This is a genomic window from Altererythrobacter sp. B11 (genome assembly GCF_003569745.1).
In the GTDB taxonomy this organism is placed as follows: domain Bacteria; phylum Pseudomonadota; class Alphaproteobacteria; order Sphingomonadales; family Sphingomonadaceae; genus Croceibacterium_C.
The window spans coordinates 1,634,226-1,654,444 of record NZ_AP018498.1; the positions used below are offsets into that span (position 1 = coordinate 1,634,226).

General features: G+C 66.6%; 16 protein-coding genes. 11 read left to right on the forward strand and 5 right to left on the reverse strand.

Annotated features, from left to right (window positions below; genetic code table 11):
- Positions 1 to 129: 129 nt before the first annotated feature.
- The 3 genes from rplI to rpsF are packed head-to-tail and all read right to left on the reverse strand — an operon-like array spanning position 130 to position 1,341.
- Entirely contained in the window at positions 130 to 747 is a 618-nt protein-coding gene (rplI, locus tag AEB_RS07860) for a 50S ribosomal protein L9 (RefSeq protein WP_119082689.1), read from the reverse strand.
- 13 nt (positions 748 to 760) lie between these two features.
- Positions 761 to 985 carry a 30S ribosomal protein S18 gene (rpsR, locus tag AEB_RS07865; RefSeq protein WP_119082690.1) on the reverse strand — a complete coding sequence of 75 codons (225 nt, stop codon included), beginning with the start codon at positions 983 to 985 and terminating at the stop codon, positions 761 to 763.
- A complete protein-coding gene (rpsF, locus tag AEB_RS07870) occupies positions 985 to 1,341 on the reverse strand; it encodes a 30S ribosomal protein S6 (RefSeq protein ID WP_119082691.1) in 357 nt (118 codons plus the stop codon). The genes rpsR and rpsF overlap by 1 nt, the downstream gene beginning before the upstream one ends.
- 177 nt (positions 1,342 to 1,518) lie before the next feature.
- Here rpsF and AEB_RS07875 point away from each other — a divergent pair, with 177 nt between their 5' ends.
- On the forward strand, positions 1,519 to 2,031 hold the full coding sequence (locus AEB_RS07875; protein WP_119082692.1) for a DUF3237 domain-containing protein: 513 nt from the start codon (positions 1,519 to 1,521) through the stop codon (positions 2,029 to 2,031).
- Here AEB_RS07875 and AEB_RS07880 read toward each other — a convergent pair.
- Positions 2,028 to 3,446, reverse strand: a complete 1,419-nt coding sequence (locus tag AEB_RS07880) for a glutamate ligase domain-containing protein (protein WP_119082693.1) — start codon at positions 3,444 to 3,446, stop codon at positions 2,028 to 2,030. The genes AEB_RS07875 and AEB_RS07880 overlap by 4 nt on opposite strands.
- Positions 3,447 to 3,504: 58 nt before the next feature.
- Between AEB_RS07880 and AEB_RS07885 the strand changes: the two genes are divergently transcribed.
- The 7 genes from AEB_RS07885 (at position 3,505) to AEB_RS07915 (ending at position 11,767) form a co-directional block, all read left to right on the forward strand.
- The gene (locus AEB_RS07885) at positions 3,505 to 4,329 is read left to right on the forward strand and encodes an LD-carboxypeptidase (RefSeq protein ID WP_119082694.1); all 825 of its coding nucleotides are present in this window, start codon (positions 3,505 to 3,507) and stop codon (positions 4,327 to 4,329) included.
- 27 nt (positions 4,330 to 4,356) lie between these two features.
- Positions 4,357 to 5,292, forward strand: coding sequence for an ACP S-malonyltransferase (gene fabD, locus AEB_RS07890; RefSeq protein ID WP_119082695.1), 936 nt, complete (start codon positions 4,357 to 4,359; stop codon positions 5,290 to 5,292).
- A gap of 33 nt (positions 5,293 to 5,325) precedes the next feature.
- On the forward strand, positions 5,326 to 5,721 hold the full coding sequence (locus AEB_RS07895; protein ID WP_119082696.1) for a GxxExxY protein: 396 nt from the start codon (positions 5,326 to 5,328) through the stop codon (positions 5,719 to 5,721).
- 45 nt (positions 5,722 to 5,766) lie between these two features.
- Positions 5,767 to 6,519, forward strand: a complete 753-nt coding sequence (fabG, locus tag AEB_RS07900; RefSeq protein WP_172593028.1) for a 3-oxoacyl-[acyl-carrier-protein] reductase — start codon at positions 5,767 to 5,769, stop codon at positions 6,517 to 6,519.
- A 164-nt stretch (positions 6,520 to 6,683) separates the two neighbouring features.
- Positions 6,684 to 7,811 (forward strand): DNA polymerase III subunit beta, encoded by a 1,128-nt coding sequence (dnaN, locus tag AEB_RS07905; RefSeq protein WP_119082698.1) that lies wholly within the window; start codon positions 6,684 to 6,686, stop codon positions 7,809 to 7,811.
- Positions 7,812 to 8,077: 266 nt separating this feature from the next.
- A complete protein-coding gene (locus tag AEB_RS07910; RefSeq protein WP_119082699.1) occupies positions 8,078 to 9,514 on the forward strand; it encodes a carboxylesterase/lipase family protein in 1,437 nt (478 codons plus the stop codon).
- 12 nt (positions 9,515 to 9,526) lie between these two features.
- The gene (locus AEB_RS07915; RefSeq protein WP_119082700.1) at positions 9,527 to 11,767 is read left to right on the forward strand and encodes a beta-glucosidase family protein; all 2,241 of its coding nucleotides are present in this window, start codon (positions 9,527 to 9,529) and stop codon (positions 11,765 to 11,767) included.
- A gap of 54 nt (positions 11,768 to 11,821) precedes the next feature.
- Here the strand turns inward: AEB_RS07915 and AEB_RS07920 are convergent, their stop codons facing one another.
- Complete coding sequence (locus AEB_RS07920; RefSeq protein WP_119082701.1) at positions 11,822 to 13,129, reverse strand: FAD-dependent oxidoreductase; 1,308 nt, start codon at positions 13,127 to 13,129, stop codon at positions 11,822 to 11,824.
- A 147-nt stretch (positions 13,130 to 13,276) separates the two neighbouring features.
- On the opposite strand from AEB_RS07920, the gene AEB_RS07925 reads away from it, so the two are divergent.
- The 3 genes from AEB_RS07925 to lepA all read left to right on the forward strand — a co-directional run bounded on the left by AEB_RS07925 (position 13,277) and on the right by lepA (position 20,165).
- Positions 13,277 to 15,970, forward strand: coding sequence for an EAL domain-containing protein (locus AEB_RS07925; RefSeq protein ID WP_119082702.1), 2,694 nt, complete (start codon positions 13,277 to 13,279; stop codon positions 15,968 to 15,970).
- 96 nt (positions 15,971 to 16,066) lie between these two features.
- Complete coding sequence (locus tag AEB_RS07930; RefSeq protein ID WP_119082703.1) at positions 16,067 to 18,289, forward strand: putative bifunctional diguanylate cyclase/phosphodiesterase; 2,223 nt, start codon at positions 16,067 to 16,069, stop codon at positions 18,287 to 18,289.
- A 55-nt stretch (positions 18,290 to 18,344) separates the two neighbouring features.
- The gene (gene lepA, locus AEB_RS07935) at positions 18,345 to 20,165 is read left to right on the forward strand and encodes a translation elongation factor 4 (RefSeq protein WP_119082704.1); all 1,821 of its coding nucleotides are present in this window, start codon (positions 18,345 to 18,347) and stop codon (positions 20,163 to 20,165) included.
- The last annotated feature ends 54 nt before the right edge of the window (positions 20,166 to 20,219 follow it).

Here is a 20,219-nt window from a genome sequence, read left to right on the forward strand (position 1 = left end):
TTCGCTACAATCCAAAGTATCTTTGTTGCGATCGCCTAGGCCGGCGTTCCGTGCGCGTCTGGAGCAGGCAAAGAAAAGGGCGCGATCCGCAGTGGATCGCGCCCCTTTTCCTTATGGGAACCGGCAGGTTCAGCCTTCGGCGGCGTCCTCGCCCTCGTCGGCGCCCTGCATCAGCTCGGCCGGGATCTCGCCCGGTTCGAGGGTCGGGTCGACGGCTTCGGTGAAGCCTTCGCTCTCCGAACGCTCGTCCTCGTTCATCTGGGCGATCACGTCCACGCCCTGGCTCTGCAGCTCCGCTTCGTCATCCGAGCGGGCGACATTGGCCTTGATCGTGATGTGCACTTCGGGGTGCAGCGCGATCGTCACGTCGAACATGCCGATCGTCTTGATCGGGCTGCCCAGGATGACCTGGCGCTTGTCGATCTTGTGGCCCTTCTCTTCGAGGCCCAGCACGATGTCGCGCACATTGACCGAGCCATAGAGCTGGCCGGAGTTGGAGGAAGCGCGGATCAGCACGATTTCCGTGCCGGCCACCTTCTCGCCGGACTTTTCCGCATCGCTGCGGCGTTCGGCATTTTCCTTCTCCAGGCGGTCGCGATTGGCTTCGAACACCTTGCGGTTCGAATCATTCGCGCGCAGCGCCTTCTTCTGCGGCAGCAGGAAGTTGCGGGCGTAGCCGTCCTTCACGGAAACGACATCGCCGATCGTGCCCAGCTTCTCGATACGTTCGAGCAGGATGATATCCATCGGTCCGCCCTCCTTACTTCACGATGTAGGGCAGCAGGCCCAGATGGCGGGCGCGCTTGATCGCCTTGGCCAGCTCACGCTGCTTCTTGGCGGAAACGGCGGTGATGCGGCTCGGCACGATCTTGCCGCGTTCGGACATGAAGCCCTGCAGCAGGCGCACGTCCTTGTAATCGATTGCGGGGGCGTCCTTGGCCGAGAAGGGGCAGGACTTGCGGCGGCGGAGGAACGGGCGGGCCATCAGTTGTCTCCTCCACGGCGCTTCCGGTCGCGCTCGTTCTTGCGCATCTGCACGGACGGGCCTTCCTCATGCTCTTCCACCGCGATGGTGAGCCAGCGGATCACGTCTTCGTTGATGCGGTTCTGCCGCTCCAGCTCAGCGACGACACTGCCCGGACCCTCGATGTTGAGGAGGACGAAATGCGCCTTGCGGTTGCGGTCGATCTTGTAGGCGAGGCTCTTGAGGCCCCAGGTCTCGGTCTTGGTAACCTTGCCTTCGTTCGCTTCCACGATTTCCGTGGCGGCGGCGGCAAGCGCATCGACCTGAGCCTGGCTCAGATCCTGACGCGCGAGAAACACATGCTCGTAACGAGCCATGTTGCGCTTCCTTTCACTTCATGCCGATCGCTGGCTTGTCCGCACCGAATGCGCGGGGCCCCTCCGGCTTTCTTTGACGAATTTCCTGCCCCCTCAGGGGCGCGGAAGGGGCGCACATACCGAAATTGCCGGGGAATGCAAGTTCGGCTAGGCCGGAATCAACAAGGGGGAGGAACGATGAAGGCACGAACCATGGCCGTGGCCAGCGCGCTTGGCGCTGCACTGGTGGCAGGCGGGGCCGCGGCACAGGCACCGCAGGAGCCGAAGCTGGAATTCGCCTTCGAAGAGACGGTGCTGCTGGGGCAGGCGGTGGCGCCCGGCGACACTGCGCGGGGCGGACGGCTGATCATCCCGATCACCGGCGGAACCTTCGAAGGGCCGGAAATCCGCGGCGAAGTGGTGCCCGGCGGATGGGACTGGCAATTGCGCCGGGCCGATGGCTGCACCGATGTGAAGGCGGATTATTTCCTCAAGACGGATGACGGCGTGGTCATCAATGTGGTGAACACCGGCGTCATCTGCCCGCCGGCAGCAGGGCAGGCACCGCCGCCCGTGCGCACCCATCCGGTGTTCGAGCCGCCGCTCGGCAAATATGAATGGCTGGGCAAGTCGGCCTTCATCGGCACGCTGGAAATGGCCCCCGATTCGAAGGTGTCGGCCGTGCGCATCCGCTTTTATCGCCTGCGCTAGGGCAGGGCTGCCAGCAGATCCCTGGCGAAGGTGGTGAGCGTGTCGTCCCGCGCGCCCATCACCGCGATCCGGTCCCCCGGGGCGGCCAGTTCGCGGATGCGGGCGCCGCACTCGGCGCGGTCAGCGATATACTCCGCCCGCCCGCCGGCGGCGCGGATCATCTCCACGATGCGTTCGCTGCCCTCGCTGCGGTCCACCGTGCCGCCGAAATAGACCGGATCGCACAGGATCGTCACGTCATCCGGCCCGAGCTCGCGCGCGAAGGTGCGGGCCAGTTCGTGCCCCATCTGGCGCAGCGGGCCATAGCCATGCGGCTGGAAGAAGGCGATCACGCGCCCCTCATGCGCCTTCAGCGTGCGCAGCGTGGCGCGGCATTTCTCCGGATTGTGGCCGAAATCGTCGATCACGGTGATGCCCGAAGGGCTGGTGCCGATGATGTCGAAGCGGCGGGCCAGCCCGGCGAAGCCGCGTAGCGCGCGAACTGCGGCTTCCACCTCGACCCCCGCTGCGGCGGCCCCGGCGATCGCGGCCAGCGCGTTCGAAAGATTGTGCCTGCCGGGCATGGAGAGGACGAGCGGGTGGGCCGTGCCGTCGCGCCGGTCGATCACCGCGGCGCGCAGGCCGGTGGGGCCATATTCGGCGGTGCCGGGCACCACGCCGATCTGCGCGGCCGGGCTGTCGATCCCGTAGGTGAGCACCTTCGGCAGCTTTTCCGCCACGAAGCTGGCCTCCACATCGTCAGCATTCACCACCGCCATGCGTGCGGAGCGCAGGAAATCGCGGAACAGCACGCGCAGCTGCTCCATGCTCTTGTGGTCGAGGCTGACGTTGAGCAGCACGGCGACCTGCGGCCGGTAAAGCGCGATCGATCCGTCGCTTTCGTCCACTTCGCTGACGAAGGTCTCGCCCCGGCCCACGCGCGCGCTGGCGAAGGGGGCGTCGGCGGTGGCGAAGTTCTTCATCACCGCGCCGTTCATGATCGTGGGATCGGTGCCGGCCTGCAGCATGATCCAGCCGAGCATGCCGGTGACGGTGCTCTTGCCGCTGGTGCCGCCCACCGCCACCCCTTGCCCGGCCGCATTGAACAGCTGCGCGAGCAGTTCGGCCCGGCTCATGCGCGGGCAGCCCAGCTCCTTCGCGCGGACGACTTCCGGCACGCTGTCTTCCACCGCCGCCGAAGCGACGAGCGTCTGGCGAGGGGAAGTGATGCCACTGCCGTCCTGCGGGAAGAGGGTGAAGCCCTGCCGTTCCAGCCATGCGAACTTCGCGGGGTTGAGCCCCTGGTCCCGGCTGCGGTCCGACCCGGCAACCTCGGCACCCCGGCCGCGCAGGATGGTAGCCAGCGGCAGCATGCCCGAACCGCCGATGCCAACGAAGAACCACGGGTGATCGGTCAGCGTAGCGGCGTCATTCATGCACTATCTGCTATGCGCGCCCTCTCGACTTTACAACTCGCAAAGCTACCAGTCGCGCATGAGCCGTATCGCCATCTGCGCACCCGCCACACCGATCACCCGCGAACTGGCGGAGCGCGTGAGCGCGCTGGCGGCGGAATTCCCTTCGCTGGAGCTTGCCTTCCACGAGCAGTGCTTTGTCGAACAGGGGCATTTCGCCGGGGCGGACGAGCTGCGGCTGGCGGCGCTGCTGGACTGCGCGAGCGACCCGGCGGTGGACGCCGTGTGGTTCGCGCGGGGCGGCTATGGCGCCAACCGCATCGCCTCTGCGGCAATCTCGCGCATGGGCCCGGCGGCGCGGGACAAGGCGTTCCTCGGCTATTCGGACGCGGGCTATCTGCTGGCAGGGCTCTACCGCGCCGGCATCGGCCGATCGGTGCATGGGCCGATGCCGATGGACCTGCGGCGCGACGGCGGGGAGCAGGCGGTGCGCCGCAGCCTGGCGTTTCTGGCGGGGGAGCCGATCGAACCCGATCACTCGCTGGCGCAGCGGCCGGTGGTGGCCTTCAACCTGATGACGCTCGCCATGCTGTGCGGCACCGATCTGATGCCCGACCTCGCCGGCCATGTGGTGATGGTGGAGGAAGTGGCCGAGCATCTCTATGCCATCGACCGGCTGTTCTTCCACGTTACGCAGCATCTTGGGGGGATCGCCGGGCTGCGGCTGGGGCGGGTGAGCGATGTGCCGGAGAACGACCGGCCCTTTGGCGCGCAGCCGGAGGAAATCGCCCGGTACTGGTGCGCGCGGGCCGGTATTCCCTACCTCGGCAGCGCCGACATCGGGCATGACGCGCAGAACCGGATCGTGCCGTTCGGGGTTGCGGCATCGCAGCGGCTCCCATAGGCGCGGCAACCCGATCAGGAGGACAGGATGACCGCATTCGTATTTCCCGGCCAGGGCAGCCAGAAGGTGGGCATGGGCGCCGAACTCGCCGAGGCGAGCGCGGCAGCGCGCGAAGTGTTCCAGGAAGTGGACGAGGCGCTGGGCCAGAACCTTTCCCGCATTATGCGCGAAGGGCCGGAAGAGGAACTGACGCTGACCGAGAATGCCCAGCCGGCGATCATGGCGCATGCCATCGCCGTGCTGCGCGTGCTGGAGAAGGAAGGCGGCATTGCGATCGCCGCCAAGGGCGAATGCGTCGCCGGCCATTCGCTGGGTGAATACACCGCGCTGGCCGCGGCGGGCGCCTTCTCGCTCGCGGATACGGCGCGGCTGCTGAAGCTGCGCGGGCAGGCGATGCAGGCGGCTGTTCCGGTGGGCGTGGGCGCGATGTGCGCATTGCTGGGCGCGGATCTGGAAAAGACGACCAAGCTCGCCGAAGCCGCCGCCGAAGGGCAGGTGTGCGAAATCGCCAATGACAATGATCCGGGGCAGGTGGTGCTTTCGGGCCACCGCGAAGCGATCGAGCGCGCAGTGGCACTGGCCAAGGAATACGGCTGCAAGCGCGGCGTGCTGCTGCCCGTGTCCGCCCCCTTCCACTGCTCGCTGATGCAGCCCGCGGCCGAGGCCATGGCCGAGGCGCTGGGCCGGACCCCGCCGCAGGTGATGCGCCTGCCGGTCTATGCCAATGTCACTGCCGGCCTGGTCAGCGATCCGGCGGTGGAGCGCGAACTGCTGGTGCAGCAGGTCACCGGCCGGGTACGCTGGCGCGAAAGCGTGATCGCGATGAAGGAAGCGGGCGTAAGCCGCTTCGTGGAACTGGGCGGCAAGGTCGTCGGCCCCATGATCGGCCGCACGGTGGAGGACGTCACCGTCACCAGCGTGCAGACCATGGCCGACATCGAAGCGCTGGCGAAGGAGATTTGATGGCGCGCGCAGAGGCGCAGAGGCGGGGAGATCATGGATCAACCCGTTGATGCGCTGAGCGGCGCCGTCGTCACCGAAGCGATCCGGATTCATCGGGAGCTTGGCCCCGGCCTGCTGGAGAGCGTTTATGAGCTCGTCTTGGCCGGCGCGCTCGCGCGAAGAGGCATCGAAGTCGAGCGGCAGACGCCGGTCGATATCGAGTTCGACGGGCTGCGCTTCGCCGCCGCCTTTCGCATAGATCTGCTGGTCGGCGGCAAGCTGATCGTGGAGATCAAGTCTGTCGAGGCGCTCAGGGCCGTCCACGCCAAGCAATTGCTGACGTACCTGCGCCTGACCCACCGTTCGGTGGGCCTTCTGTTGAATTTTTCCGGCGAAACGATGAAGGAAGGCATTCGCCGGGTGGTCAACAACCATCGTCCGCAATCTTGAATCTTTGCGCCTCCGCGCCTTTGCGCGAGCCAATTGGAGAATGACATGTTCGACCTTACGGGAATGACCGCCCTCGTCACGGGCTCCAGCGGCGGGATCGGCTCGGCCATCGCGCGGGCGCTGGCGCAGCAGGGGGCGCGGATTGCGCTGTCCGGCTCCAACCCGGCGAAGCTGCGCGCCTTTCGGGATGAGCTGAATAACGAATTCGGCCACGATCACGTGGAGATCACCTGCGATCTCTCCAACACCACGCAGGTGGAGGAACTCATCCCCGCGGCCATGGATACGCTGGGCCAGCTGGACATTCTGGTGAACAATGCCGGCATCACGCGCGACAACCTCGCCATGCGGATGAAGGATGACGAGTGGCAGCAGGTGATCGCCATCAATCTGGAGGCGGCGTTTCGCCTGATGCGCGCGGCGGCCCGGCCGATGATGAAGGCGCGCTTCGGCCGCATCGTCACCATCACCAGCGTGGTGGGCGCCACCGGCAATCCCGGCCAGATGAATTACGCCGCCGCCAAGGCAGGGCTTACCGGCATGACCAAGAGCTTCGCGCAGGAAGTGGCGAGCCGCGGCATCACCGCCAATTGCGTGGCTCCCGGCTTCATCCGCACCCCGATGACCGATGTCCTGCCCGACGCCCAAAAGGAGGCGCTGAACAGCCGCATCCCGATGGGCCGCATGGGCGAGGGCGGAGATATCGGCGCTGCCGTGGCCTATCTCGCCTCGCGCGAGGCGGGCTATGTCACCGGGCAGACGCTGCATGTGAACGGCGGCATGGCGATGTTCTCCTGACAGGGCATCACCCTGGCGCAGCGGTGCATTTATCCCCAAGCGAATCCCCGGATAAGGGCATTGATCCTTGCCGCGGGCGATGCCACCGCTAAGGATAGAGGACGATTTTCCGGCGCTTGTGGGCGATTCCGGCCGCAGCGGCGCAAGGGGGTTAGAAGGATACGATGAAGGCCACCATCGAACGCGCGAGGCTGCTGCGCTGTCTGTCTCATGTCCAGTCGGTGGTTGAGCGGCGGAACACGATTCCGATCCTCTCCAACGTGCTGATCGAAGCGGATGTGGACGGCCGGCTGAAGGTGACGGCCACCGATCTGGACCTGCAGGTCGTCGAAAGCCTGGCGGCCGTGTCCGTGGAAAGCGCGGGCGCGATCACCGTCTCTGCACATCTGCTGTTCGACATTGCACGCAAGCTGCCCGACGGGGCGCAGGTGAGCCTGGAGACGGCCGATAACCGGATGACGGTGAAGGCCGGCCGCAGCCGCTTCCAGCTGCCGACCCTGCCGCGCGACGATTTCCCGCTGATCGTGGAAGGCGATCTGCCGACCAGCTTCGAACTGCCGGCCAAGATGCTGGCCGAACTGATCGACCGCACCCGCTTCGCGATCTCCACCGAAGAGACGCGCTATTACCTCAACGGTATCTTCCTGCATGTCTCGGATGAGGATGCGCCGGTGCTCAAGGCCGCGGCGACCGACGGGCACCGCCTCGCGCGTTTCACCCTGCCGCGCCCCGATGGGGCTGATGGCATGCCGGACGTGATCGTGCCCCGCAAGGCGGTGGGCGAATTGCGCAAGCTCCTGGAAGAATCGCTGGACGGGAACGTCGAAATCGATCTTTCGGCCAGCAAGATCCGCTTCACCCTGGGCGGGGAGGGCGGGGTCGTCCTTACCAGCAAGCTGATCGACGGAACCTTCCCCGATTACAGCCGCGTGATTCCCACCGGAAACGACAAGCTGCTGAAGATCGATCCGCGCAGCTTCTACCAGGGCGTCGATCGCGTGGCGACGATCGCGACGGAGAAGACCCGCGCTGTGAAGATGGGATTGGAAACCGACAAGGTCACGCTTTCGGTCACCTCGCCGGACAACGGCACGGCGGCGGAAGAAGTGCCGGCGAGCTACAGTTCCGATCCCTTCGAGATCGGTTTCAATGCCAATTATCTCAAGGATATCCTCGCCCAGATCGACAGCGATACGGTGGAAATCCACCTGGCCGATCCGGGCGCGCCCACGCTGATCCGGCAGGATGAGAAGAGCCCGGCGCTCTATGTCCTGATGCCCATGCGCGTCTGAGCGGGGCGGCGGCAGGCCGTAGTACCAGCCGTACCCGAGCGCCACGCCTGCTCCTGCTGGTGCGGACGGTCGAGTTGCGCTCGACAATCTGGCCCGCCAATCCACGTTGCCAGCAGGGCAGGTAACACCGCCCGCAAGTCTGACAACGTTGTCTCGTTCTTCTGGACAGCAGTCGGTCTCAGCGATACCAACGTCGGGATGGGGCGCGGCTGCGCCCGAGCGAGAGATGCCGCCTTAACGGCCTCCGCGCAGAGAGGGGATGTGCCATGGCTCCGAAGAATGTTTCCGTTTCATCCGGCCTCGCCGCCGTAGCCGCCGGGTTGCTGCTGTGCGCGTCGGCTTCCGCGCAGGAAGCCACGACGGAAACCGGGCGGGTCGCCGGCGCGACGGAAGATGGCGTGGAGATGTGGAAGGGCATACCCTTCGCGGCTCCGCCGGTGGGCGACCTGCGCTGGCGTGCGCCGCAGCCGGCAAAGGGCTGGAGCGGCGTGCGGCAGGCGACTTCCTACGGGCATGACTGCATGCAGGTGCCGTTCCCCAGCGATGCCGCACCGCTCGGCTCCACACCCGCGGAAGACTGCCTGTACCTCAACGTCTGGCGGCCGGCCGGGGCGCAGGGCAAGCTGCCGGTGGTCTTCTGGATCTACGGCGGCGGCTTCGTGAATGGCGGCGCATCGCCGCCGACCTATTCCGGCGCCAATCTCGCACGCCAGGGCGTCGTCTTCGTCAGCGCCAATTACCGCGTCGGGCGCTTCGGCACCTTCGCGCATCCGCAGCTGACCGCTGAAAACGCGGATGGCGGGCTGCTCGGCAATTACGGCTTCATGGACCAGCTAGCCGCGCTCCAATGGGTGCAGCGGAACATCGCGGCTTTCGGCGGTGATCCGGCGAATGTCACCATCGTGGGCGAATCCGCGGGCGGTTCCTCCGTGCACACGCTCGTCACCTCGCCGCTGGCGACGGGGCTGTTCGCGAAGGCGGTGGTGATGTCCGGCGGGGACGGTACGGCGATGAGCGGCAGCGGTCTTGCCGGGGTGGAGAAGATCGGCCTCGACTTCGCGCAGGCCAAGGGCATCGCGCCGGACGATCCGCAGGCGCTGGCAAAGCTGCGCGCCTTGTCTGCGGAAGAGGTGACCGACGGGCTCAACCTGATGGCGCTGTTTGCGCCGCAGGGGCCGCGCACCTTCGCCAGCCCCTTCGTGGACGGGAAGCTCGCGGTGGATGCGGGCGCGGCCTACGCATCGGGCGCGTTCCCGCATGTCCCGATGATGATCGGCGCGACCAGTGCGGACATCGGCGGGAAAACCGGCCCGATGGTCGCCGGCGCGCGCCGGGTGGCCGGCGTAATCGCCGATCAGGGCGCGCCGGTGTACGAATACCGCTTCTCCTATGTCGCGGATTCGGTCGATGCCGATGGCGCCCAGCACGCCACGGACATTCCCTTCTTCTTCGACACAACGGCGATCAAATATGGCGATGCGACCACCCCGCGCGATGTTGCGATGGGGCAGGCGATGAGCCGCTATCTCACCAATTTCGCCAAGACCGGCGACCCGAACGGTGCCGGGCTGCCCCCATGGCCGCCCTACGCCAGCAAGACCGACATGATCATGGACTTTTCCGAGGCAGGGAAGGCGGTTCCGCAGAAGGACCCCTGGGGCGCCGAAATCGACACCGCCTCGTCCCGGCCCGCCGAACAGTAAAGGCACGAAGACATGAAGCGCATTACCTACGCCCTCGCGGCGCTCGCCAGCCTTCCCTCACTGACCTGCGCCACCGGCTCCCTTGTCGCGCAGGAAAGCGCGCCCGCCCGCCCGTGGATGAACAGCAAGCTCACGCCCGACCAGCGCGCCGACCTGCTGCTGCGCGAGATGACGACGGACGAAAAGGTCGCCATCCTCCATGGGCCCATGGCGGTGGCGTTCGGCCCCGGCCAGAAGATACCGGAAAAGGCCGTGGGCGGTGCCGGCTATATCCCCGGCAACGAACGGCTGGGCATTCCCGCGCAGCAGGAAAGCGACGCCAGCCTCGGCGTCACCAATCCCGGGCTGGTCCGCGGGGTGCAGGACATGTCCACCGCCCTGCCGTCCAGCCTGGCGCTGGCGGCCACCTTCAATCCCGAGATCGCCTTTGCCGGCGGGCGCATGGTTGGCGAAGAGGCGCGGGCCAAGGGTATCAACGTCATGCTCGCCGGCGGGGTCAACCTGCTGCGCGATCCGCGTGGCGGGCGCAATTTCGAATATGCGGGCGAGGATCCGCTGCTGGCCGGCATCATGGCGGGCGAAAGCATCCGCGGCATCCAGTCGGCGGACATCATTTCCACGGTCAAGCACTACGCCCTGAACGATCAGGAGCATGACCGCATGACGGCGGATTCGGTGATCGCCGAGGATGCCGCGCGCGAGAGCGACCTGCTCGCGTTCCAGATCGCCATCGAACGGGGCAAGCCGGGTTCGGTCATGTGCGCCTACAACCTCATCAACGGGGTTTACGGCTGCCAGAACGATTTCCTGCTGAACCGCGTGCTCAAGGGTGACTGGGAGTATCCCGGCTATGTGATGTCGGACTGGGGGGCGGTGCATGAACTTGGCGCCTTCACCGCCGGCCTCGATCAGCAGTCCGGCGAGCAGCTGGACAAGCAGGTGTGGTTCGGCGAGCCGCTCAAGAAGGCCGTTGCCGATGGCAGCATCCCGGCCGCGCGGCTGGACGATGCGGCGCACCGCGTGCTCCGTTCCATGTTTGCGCATGGCCTGTTCGACAATCCGCCCGCCAAGGCGGACATCGATTTCGAAAGCCATGGCAAGATCGCCCAGGCCGAAGCCGAGGAAGCGATCGTTCTGCTGAAGAACGCCGGCGGCGTGCTGCCGCTGGCGGCGCAGAGCGGGCGCATCGCGGTGATCGGCGCGAGTGTCGAGGCCGGCGTACCCTCCGGCGGCGGTTCCTCGCAGGTAGCCAATCCCTATCGCCCCTCGGTGGGAGGCGTCCCGGCGCCGGTGCGCACCGTGCCGCTTGGCGGCGAGGGCCTGATGGCGAATTGGATGAATGTCGTGTTCCATCCCTCGGCCCCGCTGGCCGCGATTCGGGAGCGGGCGAAGGGGGAGGTCAGCTTCGACTCCGGCCTCTACCCCGCAGGCGCCGCACGCGCTGCCGGCGAGGCCGATGTGGCGATCGTCTTCGCCTACCAGCCCACGACCGAAGGCGACGATGCGGGGGACATGGCGCTTCCCTTCGGGCAGGACGCGCTGATCGAAGCCGTCGCCGCCGCCAATCCGAATACCATCGTGGTGCTGCAGACGGGCAATCCCGTGCGCATGCCCTGGGCCGACAAGGTGAAGGGCGTCCTGCAGGCATGGTTTGGCGGGCAGAAGGGCGGGGAGGCGATCGCCCGCGTGCTGTTCGGCGAGGTGAATCCCTCGGGCCACCTCCCGCTCAGCTGGCCGGTGGACGAAAGCCAGTTGCCGCGGCCGGAAATTCCCGGCTGGGACGCACCCGAAGGCACGCGGGTGACGGTGAATTACGATATCGAAGGCTCCGATGTCGGCTATCGCTGGTTTGCCCGCCAGTCCACCCAGCCGCGCTACTGGTTCGGGCACGGCCTCAGCTACACCGATTTCGGCTATGCCAATCTGAAGGTCGCCGGCGGCAAGACCGTGACCGCCAGCGTCGATGTGACCAACACCGGCAAGGTGCAGGGCAAGGATGTCGTGCAGCTTTATCTGACCGACAAGCCCGGTGGCGTTGCGCGGCGGCTGCTCGGCTTCCAGAAGGTGGAACTGGCGCCGGGCGAAACGAAGCGGGTGACGCTCACCGCCGATCCGCGCCTCCTCGCCGAATATGAAACGGGTCGCGGCTGGCGGATCGATGCGGGCGCTTACACCGTGGGCGTCGGGCATGATGCCGGAACTATGGAACTGACCGGGTCTGTCACGCTGCGCAGCGCGCGGCTCGATCCCTGAACTGACTGTGCTATCCCCGGTGCGCCAGTGGCGCCCGGGTGATCGGCGCACCCGCTATCGGCCGGCGCGGATCATCGCTTCGATGTCCACGAACTTCTCGCGCGGGGCGCCTTCGCGGGCGGCTGTCTCCTCCGCTTCCTCGATCTTCTTCCAGTCGCGGAAGGTGACGACGTCGAGTCCGCGCTCCGCCGCCAGCCGGTCGAAGCCTTCGCGGCCCGGCTTGCCGGCCGCCGCGTCGTGGTCCGGAAAGTCGGCGGCGATCTTCTCCACCACGCCATAGCCATCGGGCCGATTGGTGCCGATCGTGCCCGACGGGCCACGCCGTGCCCAGCCGACGCAGTAGAGGCCGGGGCCGATACGCCCTTCGTCATTAGTGAAGCGGCCTTGCCGCTCGTCGAACGGCACGCCGGGAATCGGCGCGGTGCGATAGCCGATGCAGCTGACCACCAGATCGGCGGGAATGCGAAAGGTCTCACCCGTAGCTTCCGCGCGGCCATCCACCAGCCGCGTGCGCTCGACCTCCAGCGCCGTCACGCTGCCCTCTCCCACCAGCGCGCGGGGTTGCGCCATGAAGGCGAATTCGATCGTGATCGGCCGGTCATCATCCCCTTGCGCCGCGGCGAATTCGCGCAGCAGGCCCACGGATTTGCGCTGCCCCGGCTCCAGCGCGGCATCCGCCGTCTCCTCGGGCAGGTCCTCGGGCCGGACCAGCGGCCGGGCGCGTTCCAGCGCCCCCAGCTCGCCCAGTTCCTTGGGCGTCATCATGATCTGGTGGGGCCCGCGCCGGCCGAGGATCACGATTCGCCGCAGACGCGAGCTTTCCAGCGCCTCCAGCGCATGGCCCACGATGTCGCTTCCGGCGAATTCGGCCCGGCTCTTGGAAAGAATGCGGGCGACGTCCAGCGCCACATTACCCATGCCGATCACCACGGCGGTGGTGCCGGACAGATCGGGGTTCAGCGCAGCGAACTGCGGGTGGCCATTGTACCAGCCGACGAAGGCGGCACTGCCGAACACATTGCGCAGATCCTCCCCCGGGATGCCCAGCGGGCGATCATGCGGCGCGCCGGTCGCCAGGACCACTGCGTCGTAAAGTTCCTGCAGTTCACCGATCGAAATGTCCTCACCCACGGCGACATTGCCGACGAAGCGGACGTTCTCGCTCAGTGCCACCTTCTCGTAGCGGCGCGAGACGGCCTTGATGGACTGGTGATCCGGCGCCACGCCCGTGCGGATCAGGCCATAGGGAACCGGCAGACGGTCGAACACGTCCACCCGTACATCCTCGCCGAAGGTCTTCTGTGCGGCTTCCGCGGTGTAATATCCGGCGGGGCCGGACCCGATGATCGCGATATGCCGCAATGGCCTTCTCCCAGGGCTTTCAGACCGGGATTGTAACCCGACAAGGAGGCGCGGCAAGCCCTTTGCCGCGGCCCTAAGTGGTGCATTAATTTGCTGTAAAACTGCCGCTTTAACCCTTTGTCAAAGGGGCTAGCCCAGAGGTCGGGCATGTCGCGCCCCGCAAGAGTTAACCGGTTTATCGAGGCGCCGGCCGCCGCCGGGGGCGAGGGGATTGCCGCTTTCGCCCGAACGCTCAGCGAAAGACGACAGGACACCCGCCGCAGCCCCCGCCTCGACCGCTCGCTGGCGGCGAATCCCCCGCGGCCGGAGCGGGGCAACTGGTTTCCGCGACGCTGGCCCTTCCTGCTGCTGTGCATGCTCGCCATAGTCGGTGTCGCTCGACTAGGGGCGGGCGCGTGGCCCCACATGCCGATCCTGCCCCTGCTGGCGGCATCTGTGATCCTTTCCGGATGCGCGCGCTTCACCTTCGACTGGGTGCGCGGACGGAGCTTCGCGGCACATCTGCTCGCCGCCTCCGCGGTCGTGGCGCTGCCGCTGTTCCTGTACGGGCTGGGCATGGCGCTTTGGGCGCTGAGGGGCGGGCTGGCATGGGACATGGTGCTGGCTGCGCTGATCTGCGTCGGCGGGATCGCTTCCGCCTATCTCCGCCGGCAACCGGCGATGATCTTCGCCGGCCAGTTCGCCATCTGGTCGGCCCCGGTGGCGGCGCTGCAATCGCTCGCCGGCCTGCTTACGATGCTGGTCGCTCTCGTCGTCGCAATCCTGATCAGCCGGGAGCAGCTGCGGGAAGAGCATGAGGAGGTCGTCCGCCAGCAGATGCGCGACCGGATGCAGACCCGCGCGCGAGACATCCTGGCCGATTACGAGGAAACCCAGCTCGGCTGGTTCTGGGAAACCGACCGCCGATCGCTGCTGACCTATATCTCGCCGCCCATCGCCAGGGCGCTGGGTCACGAACCGGAAGAGCTGGTGGGCAGCCCGCTGGTGCAATTGTTCCATCTCGCCGACTCGGGGCAGGATGGTGAGCGCACCCTGTTGTTCCATCTCACCGCCCGCTCCGCCTTCAACGAAGTCTCCGTCCGCGCCGCGATCCGTGAGGAGGAGCGGTGGTGGTCCATCAGCGGACGGCCGATTTACGATGCCTTCCACAATTTTGTGGGATTCCGTGGCTCTGGCACCGATCTCACCGAGAAGAAGCGCAGCCGGGAGGATGCCTCGCGGCTGGCGCATTACGATTCGCTCACCGATCTCGCCAACCGGCTGCAGATGTCGCGCACGCTGGAGCGCATCCTTGCCGCCCCACGCGAAAGCGAGCGGCAGTGCACCGTTCTGCTGCTCGATCTCGACCGCTTCAAGCGGGTGAACGACACCATGGGCCATCCGGCCGGGGATGCCCTGCTGAAACAGGTGGCGCAGCGGCTGCTGGGCACGGTGGGGCAGATGGGGCAAGTCGGCCGGCTCGGGGGCGACGAGTTCGAGGTGATCCTGGCCGGTGAAGTGGAGCGCCGCGCAGTAGGCCATCTGTGCGAGGCGATCATTCACGCGCTCTCCCAGCCCTACGTGATCGACGGGCAGCGAGTGGTGATCGGTGCCTCGGTGGGGGTAGCGGTTTCCCCCGATGACGGCAAAACGAGCGAGGAGCTGATCCGCAATGCCGACCTGGCGCTCTATGCGGCGAAGGACGGCGGGCGCGGGCGCTATCACTTCTATGCCGAGGATCTCCACGCGCAGGCGGAGGAGCGGGCGAAGCTGGAGCGCGACTTGCGCGATGCGATCTCGCACGGCGAGCTGGAACTCTATTACCAGCCGGTGATCGCCACTTCCTCCGAACGGATTTCGGGCTTCGAGGCGCTGCTGCGCTGGCGGCATCCGGACCGGGGCTGGGTGCCCACCAACCATTTCGTGGAAGCGGCCGAGGAAAGCGGGCTGATCGCGCAGATCGGCGAATGGGCGCTGCGGCAGGCGTGCCAGGATCTTGCGCGCTGGCCGGAGGAGGTGCGCGTGGCCGTGAACGTCTCGCCGCTGCAATTCGCCAATCCGCAACTGCCCGCAATCGTCGCGCAGGCCATCGCCAGCGCCGGCATCGAGCCGTCGCGGCTGGAGCTGGAGATCACCGAGAGCGTCTTCCTCACGGATGACGAGGGTACGGAGGCGATGTTCGCCGCACTCAAGCGCATCGGCGTGCGCATGGCGCTGGACGATTTCGGCACCGGCTATTCCTCGCTCGGCTATCTGAAGAAGGCGCCGTTCGACAAGATCAAGATCGACCAGAGCTTCGTGCGCGGGGCGACGCAGCCCGGCAGCCGCAACGGCGCGATCATCGCCTCGATCACCGGCCTCGCCCACGCGCTCGGCATGGATACCACGGCCGAGGGGGTGGAGACGCTGGACGAGCTCGATCTGGTGCGGATGCATGGTTGCAGCCATGTGCAGGGCTTCATCTACGAACGGCCGCTGAGTGCGGAGGACGCCGCGGCGCGGCTGGCCTCAGGCCTCACCGCCGTCGCGCGGGGCCCGCGCTCGGCCCGGGCGCCGCGGCAGACGATGCTGCGCAAGGTGCTGCTGGATCACCACGGCCATCTGTACAATGTCACGGTGCGCAATATCTCCGTGTCCGGAGCCATGGTGGAAGGGCTTTGGAACGTGCCGGTAGGCACCGTCTTCCGGATGCACCTATCCGAACGCCACGAACTGGAAGCCGTGACCCGGTGGTGCTCCGCCAATCGCGCCGGCCTTGAATTCGCCGAGCCGCTGGAGCGCGATGCCAGCGGCCGGCTGGCGGCGGTGCAGGAGCGGGCGCCTGATCTCTCCGGCAAGGCCGCGGTGGCGCTGCGGGGCTGACGGAGCCTCCTTAGACAATTCGTAACGGTGTTCGCATAGCCTGGGGGGGACGATCCCGAGGCGGTTTGGAGAGTTCGGGCCAGGAGTGACGATCGGATGGTGATGCGCGGCATGTTGCGCGGGCTGGGCAGCGGCAAACCCGCCTCCGCGCGCGCCCACGCCGGCGCAGCCTCTGGGCGCGGCGCCGACCTCGGCCAGCGGCGTGCGCTGCTGGAAGCCGTCGAGGACGAGGGGCTCGGCTGGTTCTGGGCCAGCAATGTCCGCAACGAGCTGACCTATCTCTCCGCCTCCGCCGTGCAGCGCTTCGCTCCCGGCGCCGCCCTGTTCGGCGAACCCCTGAGCCGGCTGTTCGAAACAGTGGGCGAGGTGCGGGAGCAGCCACAGCGGCCGCTCAGCTTCCTGCTCGGTGCCCGCAGCCGGGTGGTGGAGCATATCGTTCGGCTGGAAATGCCCGAGGGGCCGCAATGGTGGTCGCTCACCGGCCGGCCCGCCTTCGACGAATGGGGGGATTTCATCGGCTATCGCGGGATCGCGCGCGATATTTCTGCCGAATACGCGCGGCAATGCGATTCCTCGCGCCTGGCCGAATATGATTCGCTGACCGGCCTCGCCAACCGCCACCGCATGGGCACGCGGCTGACCGCGATCCTCACCGCCTTCCGCCTCGCCCGCCGCAGCTGCGCGCTGCTGCTGCTCGATCTCGACCGCTTCAAGCATGTCAACGATACGCTGGGACATCCGGCGGGTGACGATCTGCTGAAGCAGGTGGCCCAACGCCTCGGCCGGATCATTCCCGAACAGGCCGAGATCGGCCGGCTCGGCGGCGACGAGTTCAAGATCATCATTCCCGACATGGACGATCGCGGGAAGCTGGGCGAGCTGGCCCATCGCATCATCCAGATGGTGTCGCAGCCCTATTCGATCGAAGGCAGCCGTGCGATTATCGGCACCTCGGTGGGCATTGCCGTCGCGCCCTATGACGGGATCGAGCCCGATGAGCTGGTGAAGGCGGCCGATCTCGCGCTCTATGCCGCCAAGGGTAGCGGGCGCGCGCAATATCGCTTCTATTCCAACGACCTCAAGGATTCCGCGCAGGAACGCCGGGCTATCGAGGAGGATCTGCGCGATGCGCTGCCGCGGGGCGAGCTCCAGCTGCATTATCAGCCCGTGGTGCGCAGCAAGAGCCACAGGCTGACCGGCTTCGAGGCGCTGATGCGCTGGAATCACCCGGAGCGCGGCCCGATCAATCCGGCGCAGTTCATCCCGGTGGCGGAGGAGAGCAACCTCATCTGCGCGCTGGGCGAATGGGCGCTGCGCCAGGCCTGCGAGGACGCCGCCGCCTGGCCCGGCGATCTGCTCGTATCGGTGAACGTCTCCGCCCCGCAGTTTTCCGCTGCCGGTTTCGTCGCCTCCGTGGGCAAGGCGCTCGCCGCCTCGGGCCTCGCGCCAGGCCGGCTGGAGCTGGAAATCACCGAAAGCGTGTTCCTGGGCGATGGGAACATGGCGGCGCGTACCTTCGCCCGGCTCAAGCGGCTGGGCGTCAGGCTGGCGCTGGATGATTTCGGCACCGGCTATTCCTCGCTCGGCTATTTGCGCGATGCGCCGTTCGACAAGATCAAGATAGACCAGGGTTTCGTGCGCGGCAGCACCGAAGAGGGGCAGTCCAACGCCGCCATCATCACCGCCATCGTCGGTCTGGCGGAGGCACTGCGGATGGAGACCACGGCAGAGGGCGTGGAAGCGATGGACGAACTGGCGCTGGTGGCAGCGCGCGGGGCCACCAACGTGCAGGGCTTCGTGTTCTCCCGCGCCATCTCGCAGGCGGATGTGCTGGCAAAGATCGCGTCGGGCGATCTCTATTATGAACCGAGCGGGCCCGAGCGCCACCGCGCCGATCGCCGCAGCCTCTATCGCACCGTGGGCGTGATCCACGAGGATTACCGCTACGACGCCATGCTGCGCAATCTGTCGCGCACCGGCGCGCGGATCGATGGGCTGATCGACGTGCCTGTGGGCACCGAGCTGGTGCTGGACCTGGGGGAGGGGCAATTGGTAGTGGCCATTGTGCGCCGTTCGCAGGACGCGACGCAGGGCCTGGAGTTCGAGACGCCGCTGATCAGCGACGGTGCGGATGGCCTTTGCACCCGCCACCGCATCTCCCCCTATGCGCTGGCTTCGGCGGGGATGCCGCTGCGGGCGCTGCCGCGGGGCGAATATCCGTTTCTGCAGGATCTGATCGAACCGCGCGATCCCAGCCAGCCCGGTCGGCCGCGCTTCATGCAGCTGGACCTTTCCGCCACCTCCTCGCGCGCAACCTGATCGGGCTGCGTCACATCCTGCTGACAGGGCGCCCCTGTGCCGCTAGAGGCGGCGCATGAGCACCGACCTCGCGCTGATCCGCAATTTTTCGATCATAGCCCATATCGATCATGGCAAGTCCACGCTGGCCGACCGCCTGATCCAGGTGACGGGCGGCCTGTCCGAGCGCGAGCTCAAGGAACAGGTGCTCGACAATATGGATATCGAGCGGGAGCGGGGCATCACCATCAAGGCGCAAACCGTGCGCCTGAACTACACCGCGCGCGACGGGAAGACCTATGAGCTGAACCTCATGGACACGCCCGGCCATGTGGACTTCGCCTATGAAGTCTCACGCAGCCTGGCCGCCTGCGAAGGCGCGCTGCTGGTGGTGGATGCGGCGCAGGGCGTGGAAGCGCAGACGCTGGCCAACGTCTATCAATCGATCGAGCACGACCATGAGATCGTGCCGGTCATCAACAAGATCGACCTGCCCGCGGCGGAGCCGGACAAGGTGCGCGCCGAGATCGAGGATGTGATCGGGCTGGATGCCAGCAATGCGGTGCTGACCAGCGCCAAGTCCGGCATCGGCATCGAGGATGTGCTGGAAGCGGTGGTGGACCGCATCCCGCCGCCGCAGGGCGAACGCACGCGTCCGCTGAAGGCCATGCTCGTGGACAGCTGGTACGATCCCTATCTCGGCGTGGTCATCCTGGTGCGCGTAATGGACGGCGTGCTCAGGAAGGGTGAGCAGATCAGGTTCATGCAGGGCGGCACGCAGCATCTGGTGGACAGGGTGGGCTGCTTCACCCCCAAGCGCGTGGAACTGGCGGAGCTGGGGCCGGGCGAAATCGGCTTCATCACCGCGCAGATCAAGGAAGTGGAAGAAGCCAAGGTTGGTGACACGATCACCACCGTGAAGAATGGCGCCACGCAGGCGCTGCCGGGCTACAAGGAAGTGCAGCCGGTGGTGTTCTGCGGCATGTTCCCCGTGGATGCCGCCGATTTCGAAAAGCTGCGCGAAAGCATTGCCCGGCTGCGGCTGAACGATGCCAGCTTCAGCTTCGAAATGGAAAGCAGCGCGGCGCTGGGCTTCGGCTTCCGCTGCGGCTTCCTGGGCCTGCTGCATCTGGAGATCATCCAGGAACGGCTGACGCGGGAATACGACCTCGATCTCATCACCACCGCCCCCAGCGTGGTCTATCGCATCCAGCTGGGCAAATCGCGCACGGACGATGCGCGCGAGATCATGCTGCACAACCCCGCGGACTTCCCCGATCCTTCGCGGATCGAGGAGATCGACGAGCCGTGGATCAAGGCGGTGATCTACACGCCCGACGAATATCTCGGCAGCATCCTCAAGCTCTGCCAGGACCGGCGCGGCATCCAGACCGATCTCACCTATGTCGGCGGCCGGGCGCAGGTCAGCTACGAATTGCCGCTGAATGAAGTGGTGTTCGATTTCTATGACCGGCTGAAGAGCATCAGCCGCGGCTATGCCAGCTTCGACTACGAACAGATCGGGCTGCGCGAAGGCGATCTGGTGAAGATGAACATCCTGGTGAACAACGAGCCGGTGGATGCGCTGAGCATGATCGTTCACCGCAGCGTGGCCGAGGCGCGCGGGCGCCAGCTGTGCGAACGGCTGAAGGACCTGATCCCGCGCCACCTGTTCAAGATTCCGATCCAGGCCGCGATCGGCGGCAAGGTGATCGCCCGCGAAACCATCGCCGCCCTGCGCAAGGACGTGACCGCCAAATGCTATGGCGGCGACATCACGCGCAAGAAGAAGTTGCTGGAAAAGCAGAAGAAGGGCAAGGCGCGGATGCGCGAATACGGCAATGTGTCGATTCCGCAGGAAGCCTTCATCGCTGCCTTGAGGATGGGCGAGGAATAGGTTCGGCGTTCTGGCGCGACGCGGGCTTCGCGCGCATCCTTCTCCACCTCCGCC